Here is a 19,596-nt window from a genome sequence, read left to right as displayed (position 1 = left end):
CGCTTCCGGTTCCGACCGCGGCCTCAGCCGGCGCGCAGGAGCGCGGCTTCGTGCTTCTTGAGGGTGCGGCGCGCGGCGATGTAGCCCTCGCGCCCGACCGGGGTCTTCAGCTCGGGGAAGATCGCGAAGATCTCGTCGCGCTGCGCCTTGCCGAGGCTGCCGAGCGTCAGATCGCCGGGCTGGAAGCTCTCGCTCCAGGCGCCGTCGGCCAGCACCACCTCGTGGCGGTCGCACATGAAATGCACATAGCTCACATCCGTCGCCGCGGCGCGGGTGATCCCGGGCCGGCCGACCAGATGCTTCGCCGCGACGAGCACCTCGTGCTCCTCGAAGTAGAGCGAGGTCTTCTCATTCGCGATCAGCATGCGGTGATTGGGCGAAACCATCATGTCGCGTTCGGGCAGGCCATTGCCCAGCGCGCCTTTCGCGATCATCACCGGGCGCAGATGCGCGGCGGTTCCGACCTCGGCCATGCTCAGATCGCGCCGGCCGATCCAGCGGATCTCCTGGATGCCGTTATCGCGGGTCATCACCCGGTCGCCGACGCGCAGCGCCTCGACCGCGACCTCACCGGTGGGCGTCGCGATCATCGTGCCGGGGGTGAAGCAGGGCACATGCTCGATATCGGTGAAGTTGATGTTCGCCCATTGATGGGTCGTCGGATTGTAGAGCTGGATCTGGCCGTTGTAGCCCGGGGCGCCGTTCGTCTCCGGGTTCTTCACGACGCTGACGACTTCCCAGCCCTGTTCGAGCAGGCCCGAAATATCGAGCGTGTCATCGTCGAGCCCGCCCGAGCCGCCGTCGACGGTGGTGTTGTTCACGCAGCTCGAGCCGACGGTATCGACATAAATCGTGTCGGCGTCGTCGCCGCCCGAAAGGATGTCGTTGTCGCCGCCGCCATGCAGCTCGTCGTTGCCCGCGCCGCCATAGAGCTTGTCGAAACCGTCGCCGGCGATCAGCGTGTCGTCGCCGGCATCGCCATAAAGCGTGTCGTTGCCCTTGCCGCCAAGGATGTAATCATCGCCGGTCCCGCCATAGACGAGATCGTTGCCCCCTTTGGCGTTGACCACGTCATCGCCGCCGCTGGCACAGATGGTGTCGTTGCAATCCGTTCCGGTCAGCGTGTCGCTGCCATTCGTCCCTGAAATAACCGTCATCTTGATCCCCTTGGCAGCCTCGACGCGGGCCCCCACCCGCGCCTGAGGAATTGAGGAGATTTTATGGCAAAAAGGCTGCCGCAAAAAGGCATGTTTTTCTGCCCTGCGGCGAAATCCTGACGCATTCGCGAAAAACGCGAAACAATCCGTGCGGCACGCCCGGATTGTCACCGCTTTCAGAAAAGAACCTTCCGCAAGGTCAGCGCCCGGGATCTCTCCCGGGCGCCGGTTGCCTAGATTCTGTGCACTCAGCGATGCAGCAGCAGCGCGGCCTCGTGGCGCTTGAGCGTCTTGCGCGCGGCGCCGTAGCTGTCGATGCCCTGGCGGGTCTTCAGCTCGGGGAAGATCTCGAAGATCTCGGCGCGCTGCGCATTGCCCATCCCGCCCAGCGTCATGTCGCCCGGCTGGAAGCTTTCGGTCCAGGCGCCGTTCGCCAGCAGCACCTCGTGGCGGTCGAACATGAAGTGGATGTAGCTGGTGCCCAGCGTCTCCACCGGCTTCACGCCGCGGTTGTCGACCAGGTGCTTGGCGGCGACGAGAACCTCGTGCTCCTCGAAGTAGAGCGCGGTGCGTTCGTTCGCGACCAGCATCCGGTGGTTCGGCGAGACCAGCATGTCACGCTCGGGCAGACCGTTGCCAAGCGAGCCCGCCTGGATCAGCACCGGCTTCAGATGCGGCGCGGCGATCAGTTCGGCGCGGCTCATGTCGCGGCGGCCGACCCAGCGGATCTCCTGGATGCCGTTGTCGCGGGTGATGATCTTGTCGCCTTCGCGCAGCTCTTCGACCAGCTTCTCGCCCTTCGGCGTCGCCACAAGCGTCCCCGGCGTGAAGCAGGGGATGACGTTCTCGATGTTCGAGAAGGTCAGCGTGCCGGTGACGTTGTGGTTCGCGTCAAGGAAGTTCACCACACCGTTTTCGGGGTTGTTGCTGTCGTAGATCACCCGCAGCGGGCCGGCGCCGGTGAGGTTGAGCGTGTCGTAGTCGTCGCCGCCCTCGCCGCCGTCGATCACGTCGCCGATGCCTTCCGCCGCCGAGCCGACGGTGAAGGTGTCGCGGTCGTCACCGCCCGAGAGCACGTCCGCGCCCTCGCCGCCGACGATCGTGTCGTTGCCGGTGCCGCCCTCGATCGTGTCCTCGTCGATGCCGCCGTCGATGTAATCGTCGCCGGCGTCGCCATAGAGCTGATCGTCGTCGTCGGCGCCATAGATCACGTCATTGCCGTCGCCGCCGTGGATCGTGTCCATGCCGTTGTCGGGGCGCAGATCGGTGGCGTCGGGCACGTTCAGCCAGTCGGGGTAGTTCGGCGCAAGGCCGCCATAGATGGTGTCGTCCCCGGCCCCGCCGTCGATCAGGTCGGAACCCTCGGCACCGACGATGTAGTCGTTGCCCTCGCCGCCGAGCACGGTGTCGTCGTCGCAGCCCGCGTCGATCGAGTCATTGCCCGCGCCGCCGTCGATATAGTCGTTGTCGTCGCCGGTGATGATCGTGTCATTGCCGTCGCCGCCATAGACGGTGTCGAGATCGTCGTTCGGATCGGTGTCGCCGGCAAAGAGGCCCGGATAACCGCGATCGGGCGCGTAATCGCCGTTCGAGGTGTTGATGTAGTCGTTGCCGTTGTTGCCCTCGGCGTAGTCGTTGCCCTCGCCGCCGAGGATGCTGTCGGCCGCGTTGCCACCGAGCAGCGTGTCGTCGCCGGAACCGCCATCGAGCGTGTCATCGGTCGGCCCGCCCATCAGGACGTCATTGCCCTCGTCGCCGTAAAGCACGTCCTCGCCCTGGCCCGCGTCGAGCGTATCGTCGCCCGCACCGCCATGCAGCGTGTCGTTGCCGTCGCCGCCGGAGAGGCTGTCGTTACCATCCTCGCCATAGAGTTCGTCGTCGCCGGCCTCGCCCCAGACGGTGTCGTCGCCTTCACCGGCATAGACGGTGTCGTTGCCGTCGCCCGCCAGCACGCGGTCGTCGTTCGGCGCGTCGCCGTCGAGGATCGCGTCATTGTGGTCGATCATGTCGCCTTCCGGATCGCCGGTATAGTCGACGTCGATCAGATCGTCGCCGTCCGTCCCCTCGACCCAGCCATCGCCCTGATCGACGATGACATTCTCGATATTGACGAAATCGAGCGTGCCGAGAACGTTGCCCTCGTCATCGAGGAAGCTGACGGTGCCGTTCTCCGGGTTGTTCGGATCGTAGTCGATGTTCACCGGGCCCGAACCGGTGAGGTCGAGCACGTCGTAGTCGTCGCCGCCCTCGCCGCCGTCGATCTGGTCGCCGATGCCCTCGTCCGCCGAGCCGACGGTGAAGGTGTCGCGGTCGTCGCCGCCCGAGAGCACGTCGGCGCCGAGCCCGCCATCGAGATAGTCGTTGTTCGCGCCGCCATAGACCGTGTCGTCGCCGTCGCCGCCGAAGATCGTGTCGTCGCCGTTGTCGCCCTCGGCGTAGTCGTTGCCGGCGCCGCCGATCATGCTGTCGGCGACGTTGCCGCCGATCAGCGTGTCGTTGCCGTCACCGCCGTCGAGCGTATCCGCCTGCGGCCCGCCCATCAGCAGGTCGTCGCCCGCGTCGCCGTAGAGCACGTCCTGGCCCTCGCCCGCGTCGAGCGTGTCATTGCCGTCGCCGCCATGCAGCGTGTCGTTGCCCTCGCCGCCGGAAAGGCTGTCGTCGCCATCCTCGCCATAGATCTCGTCGTCGCCACCCTCGCCCCAGACGGTGTCGTCGCCCAGACCGGCATAGACGGTGTCGTTGCCGTCGCCCGCCAGCACGCGGTCGTCGTTCGGCGCATCATCGTCGAGGATCGCGTCGTTGTGGTCGATCATGTCGCCTTCCGGGTCGCCGGTATAGCTCGTGTCGATCAGATCGTCGCCCGAGGTGCCCTCGACCCAGCCGTCGAGCTGCGGATCGCCGGTGATGTTCTCGATCTCGGTGAAATCGAGCGTGCCGGTGACGTTGCCGTCGCTGTCGAGGAATTCGACGGTGCCGTCGAGCCCGTTGCCGTTGCTGTCGGTCGTGGTGTTGACCACGCGGTAGCGGCCCTCGCCGGTGAGGTCGAGCGTGTCGTAGTCGTCGCCTTCCGAGCCGCCGTCGACCACGTCGCCCGCGCCGGCGTGGATCACGTCGCGATCGGCCCCGCCCGAGAGGTTGTCGTTGCCGGCGCCGCCGGTGATCGTGTCGTTGCCGCCCTGGCCGAGGATGGTGTCGTCGCCTTCGCCGCCGGAGAGCACGTCATTGCCCTCCTCGCCGGCGTCCTCGACCGGAACCGTCGAACAGTTGATGTCGGTGACATAGATCGCCTGATCGGTCGGACCGCCGTTGTCGTAGTCGATCTCGATCCGGGCGACCTCGCCCGAGACATGCACGAGCACCGAACCCGAGGCGGTGAGCTGGGTCTGGGTGCCGTTGCCGGTGTCGACCGCGGTGCCGGTGACGGTGTCGCCCGAAACCGTCTGCGTGCCCTCGGGGGTGATCGTCACGTCGAGCAGGTTGCCGTCCGCGTCATAGGCCCGGATCGTCACGATATCGAGGTGATAGTCGCTCGAATTGCCCTGATCGACGTCGTTGAGCCGGAAGGTCACGTCGGTGACCGCGCTCTCATAGGCCGGATCGGTCGAGTCGAAGGTCAGCGTGGTGGTCGAGGTATTGTCGACCCCGCCCTCGCCGCCGCAGCCGTAAAGCCGCAGCCCGCCCGAACCGTTCAGCCCGTCGTCGGATTCGACATATTGGCTGTCGGTCGTCGAGGTCGCGGTGGCGCCGTAATCCTGCGCGGTGAAGCCGAAGGTCACCGAGACGCCGCCCATGTCGTAGGAGGAACCGTTGGTGATATTGCCGCAGTTCTGCGCGAATTTCTGCCAGTCGACGGTGAGATCCTTGCTGTCCCCCGCGTCGGCGCTGCCGGTGCTGCCGTCGCCCTCGATGTAGTCGTTGCCGTCGCCGCCCTCGATCGAGTCGTCGTCGGCCCCGCCATAGAGGCTGTCGTCGCCGCCCGCGCCGAGGATCGTGTCGTCGCCGCCCTCGCCGTAGAACACGTTGGTATAGGTGTCGGAGGGATCGGTGCCCTCGTGGTCGAAACCGACGAGGCTGTCGCCGTAATCCGACCCGATCACGCCGTCGACGCCGCCGGCGATCACGTCGCCCTCGGCGTCACCGCCCGAAAGCGCGCCGGTCGAGAGATCGACGTTCACCGCCGCGTCGGAATTCGAGTAGTCGATGATGTCGAGCCCGGTGCCGCCCTGGAAGGTGTCGTCGCCGTCGCCGCCGACGAAAGTGTCGTCGCCCGCGCCGCCGCTCAGATAGTCGTCGCCCGCGCCGCCGTCGAGCAGGTCGTTGCCATCCTCGCCATAGACCTCGTCATTGCCGAGCCCGGCCAGCACGGTGTCGTCGCCCGCGCCCGCCTTGACGATGTCGTCGTTGCCGGTCTCGCCCGGCAGGATCGCATCGTTGTGGTCGATCATGTCGCCTTCGGGATCGCCGGTGTAATCGTAGTCGATCAGGTCGTCGCCCGTGGTGCCCGATACGATGCCGTCCGAGGGCGGATCGGAAACGCAGACGGTGACCGTCGCCGTGTCATAGCCGCCGTGCCCGTCCGAGATCGTGTATTCGATCGTGGTCGTGCCGGAGAAGCCCGCATCCGGGGTGAAGGTGATCGTGCCGTCGGCATTCACCGTGACCGTGCCGTCCGAGGCGGTCGGCGTGCCGTAGACCGAAATCCTGTCGCCGCAATCGGGATCGTAGTCGTTCGCGAGAACGTTGATCGTCACCGAGTGGTTGTATTCCGTGCTGGCGCTGTCGTCCCGGGCCACCGGGTTGTGGTTACAATAGAACAGGGTCATAGCAGCCTCTCCTCACCGCCCGCGGTCGACCCGCCAGCGCGCCTCGTAAATTCGGCGCGCAAGGGCAGCGCCAGTTGAAATACCGACAGGCCGGACCGACCTGCCAAACGACATGTGAAAAGCCGCCCCGAAACGGGTGCGGTGAGGCAGGGTGCAAGACGTTCTCCGCTGAAACGCGGTCTCGTCATCCCGAATTTTCCTTAGATCCCGGAACGGCAGATCGTTCCGATACGGCAGCACCACATTCCCACTCACCGCATCCGCAGATGCAAACTCTTCACTGGCCGCCCCCACGGCCGCACAAGCCCCCAGCAGGGCACGTCAATTTGATACCGTCTTCCGGGGCGCTCGGAAAAGGGGAAACTGCCGCATTCTCGCCCCGTTTGCGCCATGCTCCGCCATGTTCCCGCCGCGCTTTGCCCGGATATCGCCACCTTTGCCGCAGGATTGTTTCGGGTTCCGGGTGACGTTTGGGCAGGAAAGCCTTCCGGAAACGATCCGGAAACCGCATTTACCGCTGATTAAGCACGTTTCGAGCGAATTTCGGCGCGGCGCGGACGCGGCACCCGGGCGGCACTGTTTACGATTTGGCAACCAGAATTTCCGCCGCCGGTTTCCGCACCGGCACCAAATCTGACGAGATTGTGGAACAATCGGGGCGGCGCGATTGTCGCCGAAGCGCGATCAAACTGCGCATTGTCCGGGATTTGTTCAACGTCCCCGAAGCGCTCACGCCGAATCACATTTTGATAACCCTGACGGCATCCGCGCGTGACGGCGCGCGCGGTGGCGCAGAAATGCGGAAGGATCGTCTGGAAAAGCTGGTGCCCGAGGCGAGACTCGAACTCGCACGCCTTGCGGCGGAGGATTTTGAATCCCCTGCGTCTACCATTCCGCCACTCGGGCCAGCGCACCCCGTCTAGCCGCGGCGCCGGGTTCTGGCAAGGCCCCTGCGCGGCGCCCTGCCCCCGCATTCACAGCTTGCGCGCGGAAAACGTGTCGCAGCTTTTCAGATCGCCCGAGCGGAAGCCGGTGGCGAACCAGCTCTGGCGCTGCTCCGAGGTGCCATGGGTGAAGCTGTCGGGCATCGGCCGGCGCCCGGCGTTGCGCTGCAGCGTGTCGTCGCCGATCTTCTCGGCCGCGTTCATCGCCTCGGCGATGTCGCCCGCCTCGATCGAGCCGAACTGCTCGGCGGCATGGCGCGCCCAGATCCCGGCGAAACAATCCGCCTGCAACTCGATGCGCACCGAAAGCGCGTTGCTCTCCGCCTCCGAACTACGCGCGCGGATCGCGTTCACCTTCTCGAGGATGCCAAGCTCGTCCTGCACATGATGGCCGATCTCATGGGCGACGACATAGGCCGCGGCGAAATCGCCCCCGGCGCCGAGCTGGCGCGAGAGCGTGGTGAAGAAATCGGTGTCGAGATAGACCTTCTTGTCGTTCGGGCAATAGAACGGCCCGGTCGCGCCCGAGGCCGAGCCGCAGGGCGACTGCGTCACCTGGGAATAAAGCACGAGCGTCGCCGGGTGATAGGTCCGGCCGAGCTGGTCTTGGAAAATGTCGGTCCAGACCTCCTCGGTGTCGGCCAGCGTGACGGAGACGAAATCGCCCATCTGCCGGTCCTCTTCCGAAAGCTCGCCCGAGCTTTGCACCACCGGGCCCGAGCCCTGGTCCATGCCGTTGAGCAACGGCGTCACGTCGAAGCCGAGGAAATAGCCGATCACCACCACCGCCAGCAGGCCAAGCCCGCCCGCCCCGCCGACGCGCATCGTGCCGCCACCGCTCCGGCGCCGGTCCTCGATATTGTCGCTGCCGCGCCGTCCCTGCCATTTCATCGCGTCGCCCTCCACTGGTCACGAATGCGAGAGTAACGCCCCCGGTTCCCTGCGGACAGGGGAAAACCTCCGCCCTGCATCCCCGTCCGGCTTGACGTGCCGGGGCGGAGCGGCGAGACATCGGCAGGGGCAGCGACAGGACCGCAGATGATCCGCAGGCTTTACGACTGGACGATGAGCCTGGCGGGCGACCGCCACGCGATGTGGGCGCTGGCGCTGGTGGCCTTCGTCGAAAGCTCGGTCTTCCCGATCCCGCCCGATGTGCTGATGATCCCGATGGTGCTGGCCGCGCGCGAGAAGGCCTTCCGCATCGCCGCGCTCGCCACGCTCGCCTCGGTGATCGGCGGCTGCCTCGGCTACGCGATCGGCTATGGGTTCATGGATACGGTGGGCATGCCGATCCTCGAATTCTACGGCAAGGCGCAGGCTTTCGACCAGCTCGCCGCGCGGTTCAACGACTATGGCGGCTGGGCGGTGCTGATCGCCGGGGTCACGCCTTTCCCCTACAAGGTGATCACGATCTTCTCGGGGGCGACACATCTCAACCTCGGGCTTTTCCTCGGGGTCTCGGTGCTGGCGCGCGCGCTGCGCTTCTTCGTCGTCGCGGCACTGCTGTGGAAATTCGGCGCGCCGATCCGTGCCTTCATCGAGCGCTGGCTCGGCCCGCTCTTCATCGCTTTCGTCGTGCTGCTGATCGGCGGCTTCTACGTTCTGAGGTATCTCTGATGTCCGACCTCCTCGACCGCTTCACCACCCCGCGCATGCTCGTCGCGCTCGCCGCGGGCGGCTCCGCCGCGGTGCTGGCCGCCGCGCTGACGTTCCAGGCCGCGGGCTTCGCGCCTTGCGAGCTTTGCATCGCGCAGCGCTGGCCGCATCTCGTGGCCGCGGTGCTCGGCGGCGCGATCCTGCTCTTCCGGCTGCCGCTGCGGCTTGCCGCCTTCGGCGCGGTGGCGGCCCTGACGACCGGCGGCATCGGGATCTACCACTCGCTCGTCGAACGCCACCTGATCCAGGGGCCGACCGCCTGCACCTCCGGCCCGGTCGGCAGCCTCTCGGCGCAGGATCTGCTCGCCCAGATCAACGCCGCCCCCCTCGTGCGCTGCGACGAGATCGCCTGGCAGATGTTCGGCGTGACGATGCCGAACCTCAACGTCGTGGCCTCCGCCGTCTTCGCCGCGCTCTGGATCGCGGCCTATCTCAAGGCCTACCGGCGCTGAACTCTCGCCTCCGGCGGGGATATTTTTCACTTTGGAAACGGATCGCCTTCCAAAGTGAAAAATATCCCCGCCGTAGGCATCCGCCGCCTTCCACCGGTGCCGACGCTTCGCGATTGCACCCAAAGCGTTGGATCGGCTATAACGACGCCAACAAGATCTAGAAGAAGACGACGCGCGTGACCGATACTCCCGAAACACCGGAAACCCTTGCCGAAGAGCCGAAACGCCCGACCTATGACGGGCCGCAGGTCTCGATCGCCGAGGAGATGAAGACCGCCTATCTCGATTACGCGATGAGCGTGATCGTCTCGCGCGCGATCCCCGATCTGCGCGACGGTCTGAAACCGGTGCACCGGCGCATCCTCTATGCGATGCAGGAGACCGGCAACACCCATGACAAGCCCTATCGCAAATCGGCGCGTCCGGTCGGCGACGTCATGGGTAAGTATCACCCGCATGGCGACGCGGCGATCTACGACGCGCTCGTGCGCATGGCGCAGCCCTTCTCGATGTCGCTCAAGCTCTTGGACGGTCAGGGCAACTTCGGCTCGATGGACGGCGACAGCCCGGCGGCGATGCGCTACACCGAAGTGCGCATGGACAAGCCCTCGGCCTTCATGCTCGCCGACATCGACAAGGAAACCGTCGATTTCCAGGACAACTATGACGGCAAGGACCGCGAGCCGACGGTGCTGCCGGCGCGTTTCCCGAACATGCTCGTCAATGGCGCGGGCGGCATCGCCGTCGGCATGGCGACGAACATCCCGCCGCATAACCTGGGCGAAGTGGTCGACGCGACGCTCGCGCTGATCGAAAACCCCGACCTCTCGACCGAGGCGATCATGGAGATCGTCCCCGCCCCCGACTTCCCCACGGGCGCGCAGATCATGGGCCGCGGCGGTGCGCGCAAGGCCTATCTCGAGGGGCGCGGCTCGGTCATCATCCGGGCGAAAACCCGGATCGAGGAGATCCGCAAGGACCGCCACGCCATCATCGTCGACGAAATCCCCTATCAGGTGAACAAGGCGGCGATGATCGAGAAGATCGCCGAGCTTGTCCGCGACAAGCGGCTCGAGGGGATTTCCTCGATCGCCGACGAAAGCGACCGCGTCGGCGTGCGCGTGGTGATCGAGCTGAAGCGCGACGCGACGGCCGATGTCGTGCTGAACCAGCTTTACCGTTTCACCCCGCTGCAGACCTCGTTTGGCTGCAACATGCTGGCGCTGAACGGCGGGAGGCCCGAGCAGCTGACGCTGCGCGATTTCCTTACGCATTTCATCACCTTCCGCGAGGAGGTGGTGGCGCGGCGCACGGCGTTCGAGCTGCGCAAGGCGCGCGAGCGCTCGCATATCCTTTGCGGTCTCGCCGTCGCCGTTTCGAACGTCGACGAGGTCGTGGCGACGATCCGCTCATCGGCCGATGCGGCGGAGGCGCGCGAGCGGCTGATGACGCGGCGCTGGCCCGCGCATGAGATCGCCGATTACATCCGGCTGATCGACGATCCGCTGCACGAGATGAACGCGGACGGCACCTATAACCTGAGCGAGATCCAGGCGCGCGCGATCCTCGATCTGCGGCTGCAGCGGCTGACCCAGCTTGGCGTGAAGGAAGTCACCGACGAGCTCGCCGAGCTTGCCGCGAAGATCCGCGATTACCTCGACATTCTCGGCTCGCGCGAGCGGATCATGGCGATCATCTCGGACGAGCTGCGCGAGGTGAAGGCGCTTTTCGCCGTGCCGCGCCGCACCGAGATCGTCGACTGGGCGGGCGATCTCGACGACGAGGATCTGATCGAGCGCGAGGACATGGTCGTGACCATCACCTCGGGCGGCTATATCAAGCGCACGCCGCTGGTCGAGTTCCGCGCACAGCGCCGCGGCGGCAAGGGGCTCGCCTCGATGGCGACGAAAGAGGACGACGTCGTCACCACCCTCTTCGTCGCGAACACCCATACCCAGCTTCTGTTCTTCACCACCGACGGCATGGTCTATTCGCTGAAATGCTGGCGCCTGCCGCTGGCGGGGCGCACCTCGAAGGGCAAGGCGATCGTCAATATCCTGCCGATCCCGCAGGGCGTCTCGATCGCCTCGCTGATGCCGGTCGATGCGCCCGAGGAGGAATGGGACGGCTATCAGGTCTTCTTTGCCACCTCGGATGGCGACGTGCGGCGCAATGCGCTCTCCGACTTCGCCAAGGTGATGCGCAACGGCAAACGCGCGATGGAGCTGCCCGAGGGGGTGACGCTGGTCGACACCCGCATGTGTTCCGAGGAAGACGACATCATGCTGGTGATGGCCGGGGGCCGCGCGATCCGCTTCCCCGTCCCCGAGGTGCGCGTGTTCAAGGGCCGCTCCTCGACCGGGGTGCGCGGCGTGCGGCTGGCAGCGGGCGACAAGGTCGTCTCGATGTCGGTGATCCGCCATTTCGAGGCCGAACCCTGGGAACGCGCCGCCTTCATCCGCCGCTACCGCGCGGAGCATGGCGCCGAGGACCAGATCGAGGAGGCCGAGGTCGAGGCGGACGAGGACGAGGCCACGACCGAGGGCACGCTCTCCGAGGCGCGCTACGGCGAAATGCTCGCCGCGCAGGATCTGATTCTGACGGTGACGGCGAAGGGGCTCGGCAAGATCTCCTCGAGCCACGACTACCCCGTGCGCGGGCGCGGCGGCCAGGGCGTCACCGCTTTCGACAAGCGGATGCCGGGCGGGCCGCTCGTGGCCTCCTTCCCGGTCGAGGACAGCGATCAGATCATGCTCGCCACCTCGACGGGCCAGTCGATCCGCTGCCCGGTCGCGGGCATTTCCTTCCGCTCGCGCTCGGCGGGTGGGGTCAAGGTGTTCAATACCGGTGCCGACGAGGAAGTCGTCACCGTGGCCCGTGTCGCCGATCAGGGCGACGACGAGGCCGACAACAATCCCCCGGAAAACGGGGAAAACTGAGAGGCAAATGATGCAGAAACTGGTTCTTGCGGCGGTTATTGCCGCCTTCTCCGCGCCGATCGGCGCGCTGGCCGAGGTGACGGGCGCCTCGGTCGGCTATGACTACACCGGCCTTGCCGAGAACGGCATGGGCGGCGCCAACAAGTCGGAGCTCGGCGGCTCGATGGAATATTCCTTCGGCCCCGCCTTCTCGATGCAGGGCGACATGGCGATGCGCTACCTCAACGGCACCAACTACGATTCCCAGGGCCTGACGCTGCATGCGATCGCGCGCCCGGGCAATGGGGCCGCCGTCGGCTTCTTCGCCGGCAAGGACTGGGTCGAGGGCCGCGGCATCGAGTTCTACGGGCTCGAGGGCGCCGGTCAGATCGGCGCGATCGGCTATGACGCCGCGCTGACCCATGTCGACGGCCGGGGCGCCGATGCGAACGGGCTGTCGCTGCGCGGCGCCTACAGCATGAACGACCGCTTCGATCTGGGCGGCCGGCTCGAAGGCTTCCGCAGCCAGGGCGAGAACATGTCGCGCTATGCCGCGACCGCGGGCTACGAGGTCACCCCGGGCATGAAGATGACCGGCGAGTTCGGCTTCGTCGATGGCGTCGGCATGCCGGCCGAAAGCTATATCGGCCTCGGCTTCAAGGCGACCTTCGGGTCGAACCAGGGCGCGACCTTCGCCAAGCGCGGCTTCATGGATTTCGTGCCGGCGTTCTGAGGCGTTAAGCCTATCGCAAGAGGTTCATGCTTTGATCTCCCCGAACGGGTTCCCCCGAAGGTGAGATGGCATGAACCTCTATCACTGCATGATCGAGCTCAAGAGCGATGCGAAGGCCCTCGCCTTCGCCTCCGCGGTCGAGCAATGGATGGGTGAGCTGCGCGGCCGCGGGTTGATCGACGACTGGCGGCTGATGCGGCGCAAGCTCGGCCTCGCCTCCGGCCCGCATCCCGAATTCCTGCTGGAGATCGAGGTGACCGACCTCGCCGGGCTCGAGGCGGCCTTCCGCGCGGTCGGCAAGTTCTCGGATGGCGAACATCGCCATTACGACCTGCTCCACGGCATGCTCGGCCATGTCGAGATGGGGCTCTACCGCCCCTATCCCGACCCGGAGCGGCGCGAACGCATCGCGCTGATCTGACGCCCCGATTGCAACGCGGCGGCGGGGGCGCTATCAGGCGCCATGGAAACGCTTCACATCATCGGCGGCGGCATGGCCGGGTCGGAGGCCGCCTGGCAGGCGGCCGAGGCCGGGGTTCCGGTCGTTCTGCACGAAATGCGCCCGAAGGTCGCCACCTTCGCGCATCGCACCGGCGATTTCGCCGAAATGGTCTGCTCGAACTCCTTCCGTTCGGATGACGACGAGCGCAACGCCGTGGGTCTCCTGCATTGGGAGATGCGCGCGGCGGGCGGGCTCATCATGCAGATGGCCGACCGGCATCAGCTTCCGGCGGGCGGCGCGCTCGCCGTCGACCGCGACGCCTTTTCCCAGGCGGTGACCGAAGCGCTGCGCAATAATCCTCTGATTTCCTTTTCCGAAGAAGAGGTTACGGAGCTTCCTTCAAGTGGTCACTGGATCGTCGCGACCGGCCCGCTGACCTCCGGCGCGCTGGCCGAAAGCATCCGTGCCGCGACCGGCGCCGAGAGCCTCGCCTTCTTCGACGCGATCGCGCCGATCGTCTATGCCGAGACGATCGACATGGACATCGCCTGGCGGCAGAGCCGCTACGACAAGGGCGAGACCGAGGAGGAGCGCACCGCCTATATCAACTGCCCGATGACGAAGCCGGAATACGAGGCCTTCATCGACGCGCTGATGGCGGCGGAAAAGGCCGAGTTCCACGAGGGCGAAACCGCCAGCTATTTCGACGGCTGCCTGCCGATCGAGGTGATGGCGGAACGCGGCCGCGAGACGCTGCGCCACGGGCCGATGAAGCCCGTCGGCCTGACCAATGCGCACAAGCCCGAGGAAAAGGCCTATGCCGTGGTGCAGCTGCGCCGCGACAATGCGCTCGGCACGCTCTACAATATCGTCGGCTTCCAGACGAAGATGAAGTATGGCGCGCAAACCTCTGTTTTCAAAATGATTCCGGGATTGCAGGAGGCATCCTTCGCGCGTCTGGGCGGGATCCATCGCAACACGTTCATCAACTCGCCGACGCTGCTCGACGATCAGATGCGCCTGCGCATGCGCCCATCGGTGCGCTTCGCCGGTCAGATCACCGGCGTCGAAGGCTATGTCGAAAGCGCGTCGATGGGCCTCCTCGCCGGGCGCATGGCCGCCGCCGAGATCAGGGGCGGCACCCTGCCGCCGCCCGCGCCCGAAACCGCGATGGGGAGCCTCGTGAACCACATCACCGGCGGCGCCGAGGCGAAGACCTTCCAGCCGATGAACGTGAATTTCGGCCTGTTCCCGCCGCTCGAAGAGGCGCGCGGTGGCCGCAAGGGCCGCAAGGACCGTTACAAGGGCTACACAGACCGCGCAAAAGAGTCATTCAATCAGTGGCTTGCGGGGCAAAGCTGAGGTGATCACCCGGTTCGCGCCATCGCCCACCGGGCCACTCCACCTCGGCCATGCCTATAGTGCGATCCTGGCCCATGACATGGCGCGCGCCGCGGGGGGCAAGTTCCTGCTGCGGATCGAGGATATCGACCGCCAGCGCTCGAAACCCGAATGGGAAGCGCAGATCTACGACGATCTGCGCTGGCTCGGCCTGAGCTGGGATGGGCCGGTGATGCGGCAGTCGGAACGCCTCAACATCTACAGACAAGCTCTTGAAACTCTTTGGGAAAGAGATCTTCTCTTCGCCTGTTCCTGCAGCCGTCGCGACATCGAGGCGGCCGCCTCCGCACCGCAGGAAGGCGTGCCCCTCGGCCCCGACGGAATCGTCTATCCCGGCACCTGCCGCGAGCGTGGCGCCCATCACCCCGGCCAGCCGCTGCCACAGGCCGCGCTGCGCCTGCGCATGGACCGCGCCGCCTGCGATTGCAGCTTCGAGGAGATCGGCCCCGCGCATCGCGGCATTCACCACATCACCCGCGAGCGGATGATCCGCGAGGTGGGCGACATCGTGCTGGCCCGGCGCGAGATGGGCACCTCCTACCACCTCTCGGTCGTGCTCGACGACGCCGCGCAGGGGGTGACGCTGGTGACCCGCGGCGAAGACCTGTTCGAGGCGACGGCGATCCATGTCACACTTCAGAAGTTACTTGAACTTCCGACGCCAACCTATTGCCATCATGATCTAATCCGAGACGAACACGGCAAGCGTCTGGCCAAGCGCGACGACGCCCGCGCGCTGGCGAAATACCGCACGGAAGGCGCCACGCCCGACGATATCCGCCGGATGGTCGGGCTCACACCATTGGCTTGAGGATCTCGACCTCGGCCCCCTCGCGCAACGCGGTATAGAAGCACGAGCGCCGGTTCGTGTGGCAGGCCGGCCCCACCTGATCGACCAGCATCAAGAGGCAATCGCGATCGCAGTCGATCCGCATCTCGACCAGCCGCTGCACATGGCCCGAGGTCTCGCCCTTGGCCCAGAACCCCTGACGCGAGCGGCTCCAATAGGTCACCTGCCCGGTCGCGAGCGTGCGCGCGATGCTTTCCGCGTTCATCCAGGCGAGCATCAGCACCTCGCCCGTGGCGTGATCCTGCGCGATCGCCGGGATCAGGCCGTTCGCGTCGTAAGTCAGGCTGGCGGGATCGAATGTCTGGGTCACTTGGGCTTTCCTCCGGGGCGCAACGGCCCTATCTAACGCGCGACGCCCCGGGGGAAAAGCCATGAGCGACACCGATCTCTTCAAGCTCTATTCGCAGCGCATCCTCGCGCTCGCGGCCGACATCCCGCATACCGCGCCGCTCCCCGAAGCGCCGCTGCGCGCGAACCGCCGCGCGCCGCTTTGCGGCTCGACCGTCTCCGTCGCGCTCGCGGAGGAAAACGGCAAGATCAGCGCCTTCAGCCAGACGGTGCATGCCTGTGCGCTGGGGCAAGCCTCGGCCGCGATCTTCGGCGCGCAGGTGATCGGCTGCACCCGCGATCAGGTGGCGCGCTTGCGCGACGAGCTGGCCGCGATGCTCAAGGGTGGGCCGGTGCCCGCGGCCCCTTTCGGCGATTACGAAGTGCTGCAGGCCGCGCGCGACTATCCCAACCGGCATGCCTCGATCCTTCTTGCGCCCGAGGCGACACTCGAGGCGCTCGACGGCGAAGGCGCGCGTTAACCCGATCGTAAATCCGCCATGCGATTCTGCTGCGAACCAGCCGCATGGAGCGCGCATGAACAACCTAGCCCCGATGCCCGAGGCGGCCTCCGGCACGCTGCTCGACCGGATCGCCAATGAGGCGCTGCTGCTGGGGCGTGATATCGTCGATGTCGCCGGGGCGCTCGATACGCTTGCCGCGACGGCGCAGGCGCAGCTTGCGCTCCTGCGCGAGGCGCAGGGCGCGGCCGAAACCGTGCAGGGCGCGAACCAGCGGGTGATCGCCGGGGTGGAGACGGTTGCCAAATCCGCCGCCGGCACCAGCGAGGCGGTGGAGGAGACGATCCGGCAGCTGCGCCAGACCGGGGCGCATGCGCAGAAGGTCGCGGGATGGGTGCAATCGGCGATCGCGCGGATGGCGGCGGTGAGTTCGACCCTCGCCACGGTGCATTCGGAAAACGCCGAAATCCGCTCGATCGCGACGCAGATCAACATCCTCGCGATCAACGCGAAGATCGAGGCCGCGCGCGCGGGCGATTCCGGGCGCGGTTTCGCCGTGGTGGCGGAGGCGATCAACGAGCTTTCGCAGAAGACCGGCGGCGCGGCGGAGCGGATCGGGCGCGCGGTGGGTGAGCTGAACGGCTCGATGAGCAAGCTGCGCGAGGAGGCGGAGACGATCGCCGATGACGCGAGCGCGGTGCTCTCGACCGCCGCGCAGACCGATGACGGGCTTGGCCGGATGACGCGCAGCACCGCCGAAACGCGCGCCGCGGTGCAGGAGATCGCCGAGCGCGCGGAGATGGTGCGCGGCGCCAATGCGCGGTTCGCGCCCGCCTTCGCGCGGATGGCGGAGGGGATGCGCGGCAATGCGGCCGACGTCGCCACCGCGCAGGGCAAGACCCATTCGCTGATCGCCGCGGGCGAGGCGATCGTGCAGGATTCGGTGCAGATGGGCGGGGCGATCGCCGATGGCGCCCGCATCGCGCAGGTCAGGGAGCAGGCGCGCCGGATCGGCGAGCTCTTTGCCCGCGGCATCCGCGAGGGGAAGATCTCGGCCCAGGCGCTGTTCGACCAACGCTACGAACCGATCCCCGGCACTGATCCGCAACAGGTGATGGCCCCCTTCACCCGGTTCACCGATACTGTCCTGCCCGAGGTGCAAGAGGCGGTGCTCACCTCCGACCCGGCGATCGTGTTCTGCGCGGCGGTCGACCGCAACGGCTATCTTCCGACACATAATCGCAAGTTCTCCCAGCCGCAGGGCGACGATCCGGTCTGGAACGCCGCGAACTGCCGCAACCGGCGCATCTTCGACGACCGCGTCGGGCTGCGCGCGGGGCGCTCGACCGCGCCTTTCGTGCTGCAGATCTACCGGCGCGACATGGGCGGCGGGCAATTCGTGCTGATGAAGGATCTCTCCGCCCCGATCCTGGTCGAGGGGCGCCACTGGGGCGGGCTGCGCCTCGCCTATCGGTTCTGAAGAAAAAAGCCGCCATCCGGGGATGGCGGCATCAGGTTTGCGCTTTCGGGGGCGAACCCCTCAGGACAGGCGGGTCGCCACCGGGGACAGCGGCGACCGAAAGCGCGAGGCAGTGAGCGTGAAATCAGAACAGGCCGGGCAGATAGAGCACGGCGACGAAAGTGATGCAGAGCGAGAGCGCGCCGAGCGCGTCCTGCGCGAGATGGGTGGCATCGCGGCCGATCAGAGCGGTCAAAGTCTTGGTCATCGCGGGTCTCCCTTTCTGTTGCTACTTTGTTCTCATATTCAGGACGCGCTGTAAAGAACTTTTTAGGAACATTCTGCTAGCCGACCTCGATCAGGCGAATCGCCCGATCCTGCTCCATCAGCCAGAGCAGCACCCGCGCCGCCTGCCCGCGCGGCCCCGTCAACCCCGGATCGGTCGTCAGCAGCGCGCGTACATCGCTTTGCGCCACCGCCATCAGCCCCGCCTGCCGTTCGAGATCGGCGATCCGGAACCGCGGCAGGCCCGATTGCGCGGTGCCGATCACATCCCCCGCCCCGCGCATCGCGAGATCCTCTTCCGCGATGCGGAACCCATCCTCGCTCTCGCGCAGGATCGCGAGGCGCCGCTCGCCGGTTTGCGACAGGGGCGGCTGATAGAGCATGAGGCAGGTCGCCTCCGCCGAGCCGCGCCCGACCCGCCCGCGCAGCTGGTGCAGCTGCGCAAGGCCGAAGCTTTCCGCCCGCTCGATCACCATGATCGAGGCATTCGGCACGTTCACGCCCACCTCGATCACCGTGGTCGCAACCAGAACGCGCGTCCGCCCGGCGACGAAATCCGCCATCGCCGCATCCTTTTCCGCGACCGGCATCTGGCCATGGACAAGCCCGACCACCCCCTCGCCAAGCGCCGCGCGCAGGGTACGAAACCGCTCCTCGGCCGAGGCGAGATCGACGCGCTCGCTTTCCTCGACGAGCGGGCAGACCCAATAGGCCTGCCGCCCCTCGCCCACCGCGCGGCGCAGATGGCCGACGACCTCCTCGATCCGGCCGGTCGAGATCAGCGCGGTCTTCACCGGCTTGCGGCCGGGCGGCTTCTCGTCGAGCAGGCTGACGTCGAGATCGCCATATTGCGTGAGCGCGAGCGAACGCGGGATCGGCGTCGCGGTCATCACCAGCACATCGGCCGCCTCGCCCTTGGCGCCCAGTTCCATCCGCTGGGTCACACCGAAGCGGTGCTGCTCGTCGATGATGACGAGGCGCAGGTCGTGAAAGGCGACGTCCTTCTGAAACACCGCATGGGTGCCGACGAGGATGTCGATCCGCCCCTCGGCCAGATCGACAAGCTTCGCCGCGCGCTCGGCGCCCCCGTCGCGCCCGGTCAGCACCTCGAGCCGCACCCCGGCCGAGGCTGCCAGATCGGCGAGGCCCAGGAAATGCTGCCGCGCGAGGATCTCGGTCGGCGCCATCATCACGCCCTGCCCGCCCGCCTCGACCGCCGCGATCAGCGCGAGAAAGGCGACGAGCGTCTTGCCCGAGCCGACGTCGCCTTGCAGCAGCCGGTTCATCCGCCGCGGCCCGGCCATGTCGGCGCGGATCTCCTCGACCGCGCGCAGCTGTGCCGCGGTCGGAGCGAAGGGAAGAGATTTCAAGACTTTACCGGCCAGAACGCCGGTGCCCTGCGTTTCCCGCCCCTTCGCGCGCCGCTGCTGTTGCCGCGCGAGCGCCAAGGTGAGCTGATGCGCAAAAAGCTCGTCATAGGCAAGCCGCGCGCGCGCCGGCGCCTCGGGCGCGAGATCGGCCAGCGCCTGGGGCGCATGGGCCGCGCGCAGCGCCGCCGCCCAATCGGGCCATTTCTCGCGCGCCTTCAGCGAGGGGTCGATCCATTCGGCAAGATCGGGCAGCCGCGCGAGCGATCCCTCCACCGCCTTCGCCATCACCCGCTGCGTGACACCTGCGCCAAGCGGATA

The 19,596-nt window shown here is 66.8% G+C and carries 15 protein-coding genes and 1 tRNA gene; 9 read left to right on the top strand and 7 right to left on the bottom strand.

Annotation, left to right across the window (positions count from 1 at the left end; translation table 11 throughout):
- Positions 1–23: 23 nt before the first annotated feature.
- The 4 genes from AB7U46_RS11730 to ypfJ all read right to left on the bottom strand — a co-directional run bounded on the left by AB7U46_RS11730 (position 24) and on the right by ypfJ (position 7,815).
- A complete protein-coding gene (locus AB7U46_RS11730) occupies positions 24–1,157 on the bottom strand; it encodes a Hint domain-containing protein (RefSeq protein ID WP_428337160.1) in 1,134 nt (377 codons plus the stop codon).
- 248 nt (positions 1,158–1,405) lie between these two features.
- A complete protein-coding gene (locus AB7U46_RS11725; protein ID WP_428337159.1) occupies positions 1,406–5,980 on the bottom strand; it encodes a Hint domain-containing protein in 4,575 nt (1,524 codons plus the stop codon).
- Positions 5,981–6,802: 822 nt separating this feature from the next.
- Positions 6,803–6,886: transfer RNA gene (locus tag AB7U46_RS11720), tRNA-Leu, on the bottom strand.
- Between the two features lie 68 nt (positions 6,887–6,954).
- Positions 6,955–7,815, bottom strand: a complete 861-nt coding sequence (ypfJ, locus tag AB7U46_RS11715) for a KPN_02809 family neutral zinc metallopeptidase (RefSeq protein WP_428337158.1) — start codon at positions 7,813–7,815, stop codon at positions 6,955–6,957.
- A gap of 147 nt (positions 7,816–7,962) precedes the next feature.
- Here ypfJ and AB7U46_RS11710 point away from each other — a divergent pair, with 147 nt between their 5' ends.
- The 7 genes from AB7U46_RS11710 (at position 7,963) to gluQRS (ending at position 15,337) form a co-directional block, all read left to right on the top strand.
- Positions 7,963–8,541: a YqaA family protein gene (locus tag AB7U46_RS11710; protein ID WP_428337157.1), complete on the top strand. Its 579-nt coding sequence runs from the start codon at positions 7,963–7,965 to the stop codon at positions 8,539–8,541.
- Entirely contained in the window at positions 8,541–9,032 is a 492-nt protein-coding gene (locus AB7U46_RS11705) for a disulfide bond formation protein B (RefSeq protein ID WP_428337156.1), read from the top strand. Before AB7U46_RS11710 ends, AB7U46_RS11705 begins: the two co-directional genes overlap by 1 nt.
- Positions 9,033–9,208: 176 nt before the next feature.
- Positions 9,209–11,971: a DNA gyrase subunit A gene (gyrA, locus tag AB7U46_RS11700; RefSeq protein WP_428337155.1), complete on the top strand. Its 2,763-nt coding sequence runs from the start codon at positions 9,209–9,211 to the stop codon at positions 11,969–11,971.
- 10 nt (positions 11,972–11,981) lie between these two features.
- A complete protein-coding gene (locus AB7U46_RS11695; protein WP_428337154.1) occupies positions 11,982–12,683 on the top strand; it encodes a hypothetical protein in 702 nt (233 codons plus the stop codon).
- Positions 12,684–12,753: 70 nt separating this feature from the next.
- Positions 12,754–13,104 carry a DUF6614 family protein gene (locus tag AB7U46_RS11690; protein ID WP_428337153.1) on the top strand — a complete coding sequence of 117 codons (351 nt, stop codon included), beginning with the start codon at positions 12,754–12,756 and terminating at the stop codon, positions 13,102–13,104.
- A 42-nt stretch (positions 13,105–13,146) separates the two neighbouring features.
- Complete coding sequence (trmFO, locus tag AB7U46_RS11685) at positions 13,147–14,487, top strand: methylenetetrahydrofolate--tRNA-(uracil(54)-C(5))-methyltransferase (FADH(2)-oxidizing) TrmFO (RefSeq protein WP_428337152.1); 1,341 nt, start codon at positions 13,147–13,149, stop codon at positions 14,485–14,487.
- A 1-nt stretch (position 14,488) separates the two neighbouring features.
- The gene (gene gluQRS, locus AB7U46_RS11680; RefSeq protein ID WP_428337151.1) at positions 14,489–15,337 is read left to right on the top strand and encodes a tRNA glutamyl-Q(34) synthetase GluQRS; all 849 of its coding nucleotides are present in this window, start codon (positions 14,489–14,491) and stop codon (positions 15,335–15,337) included.
- Here the strand turns inward: gluQRS and hisI are convergent.
- Positions 15,321–15,686 (bottom strand): phosphoribosyl-AMP cyclohydrolase, encoded by a 366-nt coding sequence (hisI, locus tag AB7U46_RS11675; RefSeq protein ID WP_428337150.1) that lies wholly within the window; start codon positions 15,684–15,686, stop codon positions 15,321–15,323. The two genes, gluQRS and hisI, sit on opposite strands and share 17 nt — an antisense overlap.
- A gap of 61 nt (positions 15,687–15,747) precedes the next feature.
- On the opposite strand from hisI, the gene AB7U46_RS11670 reads away from it, so the two are divergent.
- Positions 15,748–16,185, top strand: a complete 438-nt coding sequence (locus AB7U46_RS11670; protein ID WP_428337149.1) for an iron-sulfur cluster assembly scaffold protein — start codon at positions 15,748–15,750, stop codon at positions 16,183–16,185.
- Between the two features lie 55 nt (positions 16,186–16,240).
- Positions 16,241–17,644: a methyl-accepting chemotaxis protein gene (locus AB7U46_RS11665; protein WP_428337148.1), complete on the top strand. Its 1,404-nt coding sequence runs from the start codon at positions 16,241–16,243 to the stop codon at positions 17,642–17,644.
- A gap of 124 nt (positions 17,645–17,768) precedes the next feature.
- Here the strand turns inward: AB7U46_RS11665 and AB7U46_RS11660 are convergent, their stop codons facing one another.
- A complete protein-coding gene (locus tag AB7U46_RS11660) occupies positions 17,769–17,891 on the bottom strand; it encodes a hypothetical protein (RefSeq protein ID WP_428337147.1) in 123 nt (40 codons plus the stop codon).
- Positions 17,892–17,967: 76 nt separating this feature from the next.
- A partial coding sequence (gene recG / locus AB7U46_RS11655) for an ATP-dependent DNA helicase RecG (RefSeq protein ID WP_428337146.1) occupies positions 17,968–19,596 on the bottom strand: 1,629 nt, incomplete at its 5' end.

It is taken from the genome of Paenirhodobacter sp. (assembly GCF_050177655.1).
Lineage (GTDB): Bacteria > Pseudomonadota > Alphaproteobacteria > Rhodobacterales > Rhodobacteraceae > Rhodobacter.
This window is presented reverse-complemented; position numbering and strand designations above follow the sequence as displayed.

What these genes read in the sequence shown, in the direction of transcription:
- AB7U46_RS11730 (WP_428337160.1), bottom strand. Translation starts at nt 1,157, where the DNA reads ATGACGGTTATTTCAGGGACGAATGGCAGCGACACGCTGACCGGAACG.
- AB7U46_RS11695 (WP_428337154.1), top strand. Translation starts at nt 11,982, where the DNA reads ATGCAGAAACTGGTTCTTGCGGCGGTTATTGCCGCCTTCTCCGCGCCG.
- AB7U46_RS11665 (WP_428337148.1), top strand. Translation starts at nt 16,241, where the DNA reads ATGAACAACCTAGCCCCGATGCCCGAGGCGGCCTCCGGCACGCTGCTC.
- AB7U46_RS11690 (WP_428337153.1), top strand. Translation starts at nt 12,754, where the DNA reads ATGAACCTCTATCACTGCATGATCGAGCTCAAGAGCGATGCGAAGGCC.
- AB7U46_RS11710 (WP_428337157.1), top strand. Translation starts at nt 7,963, where the DNA reads ATGATCCGCAGGCTTTACGACTGGACGATGAGCCTGGCGGGCGACCGC.
- ypfJ (WP_428337158.1), bottom strand. Translation starts at nt 7,815, where the DNA reads ATGAAATGGCAGGGACGGCGCGGCAGCGACAATATCGAGGACCGGCGC.
- trmFO (WP_428337152.1), top strand. Translation starts at nt 13,147, where the DNA reads ATGGAAACGCTTCACATCATCGGCGGCGGCATGGCCGGGTCGGAGGCC.
- AB7U46_RS11705 (WP_428337156.1), top strand. Translation starts at nt 8,541, where the DNA reads ATGTCCGACCTCCTCGACCGCTTCACCACCCCGCGCATGCTCGTCGCG.
- AB7U46_RS11725 (WP_428337159.1), bottom strand. Translation starts at nt 5,980, where the DNA reads ATGACCCTGTTCTATTGTAACCACAACCCGGTGGCCCGGGACGACAGC.
- AB7U46_RS11670 (WP_428337149.1), top strand. Translation starts at nt 15,748, where the DNA reads ATGAGCGACACCGATCTCTTCAAGCTCTATTCGCAGCGCATCCTCGCG.
- AB7U46_RS11660 (WP_428337147.1), bottom strand. Translation starts at nt 17,891, where the DNA reads ATGACCAAGACTTTGACCGCTCTGATCGGCCGCGATGCCACCCATCTC.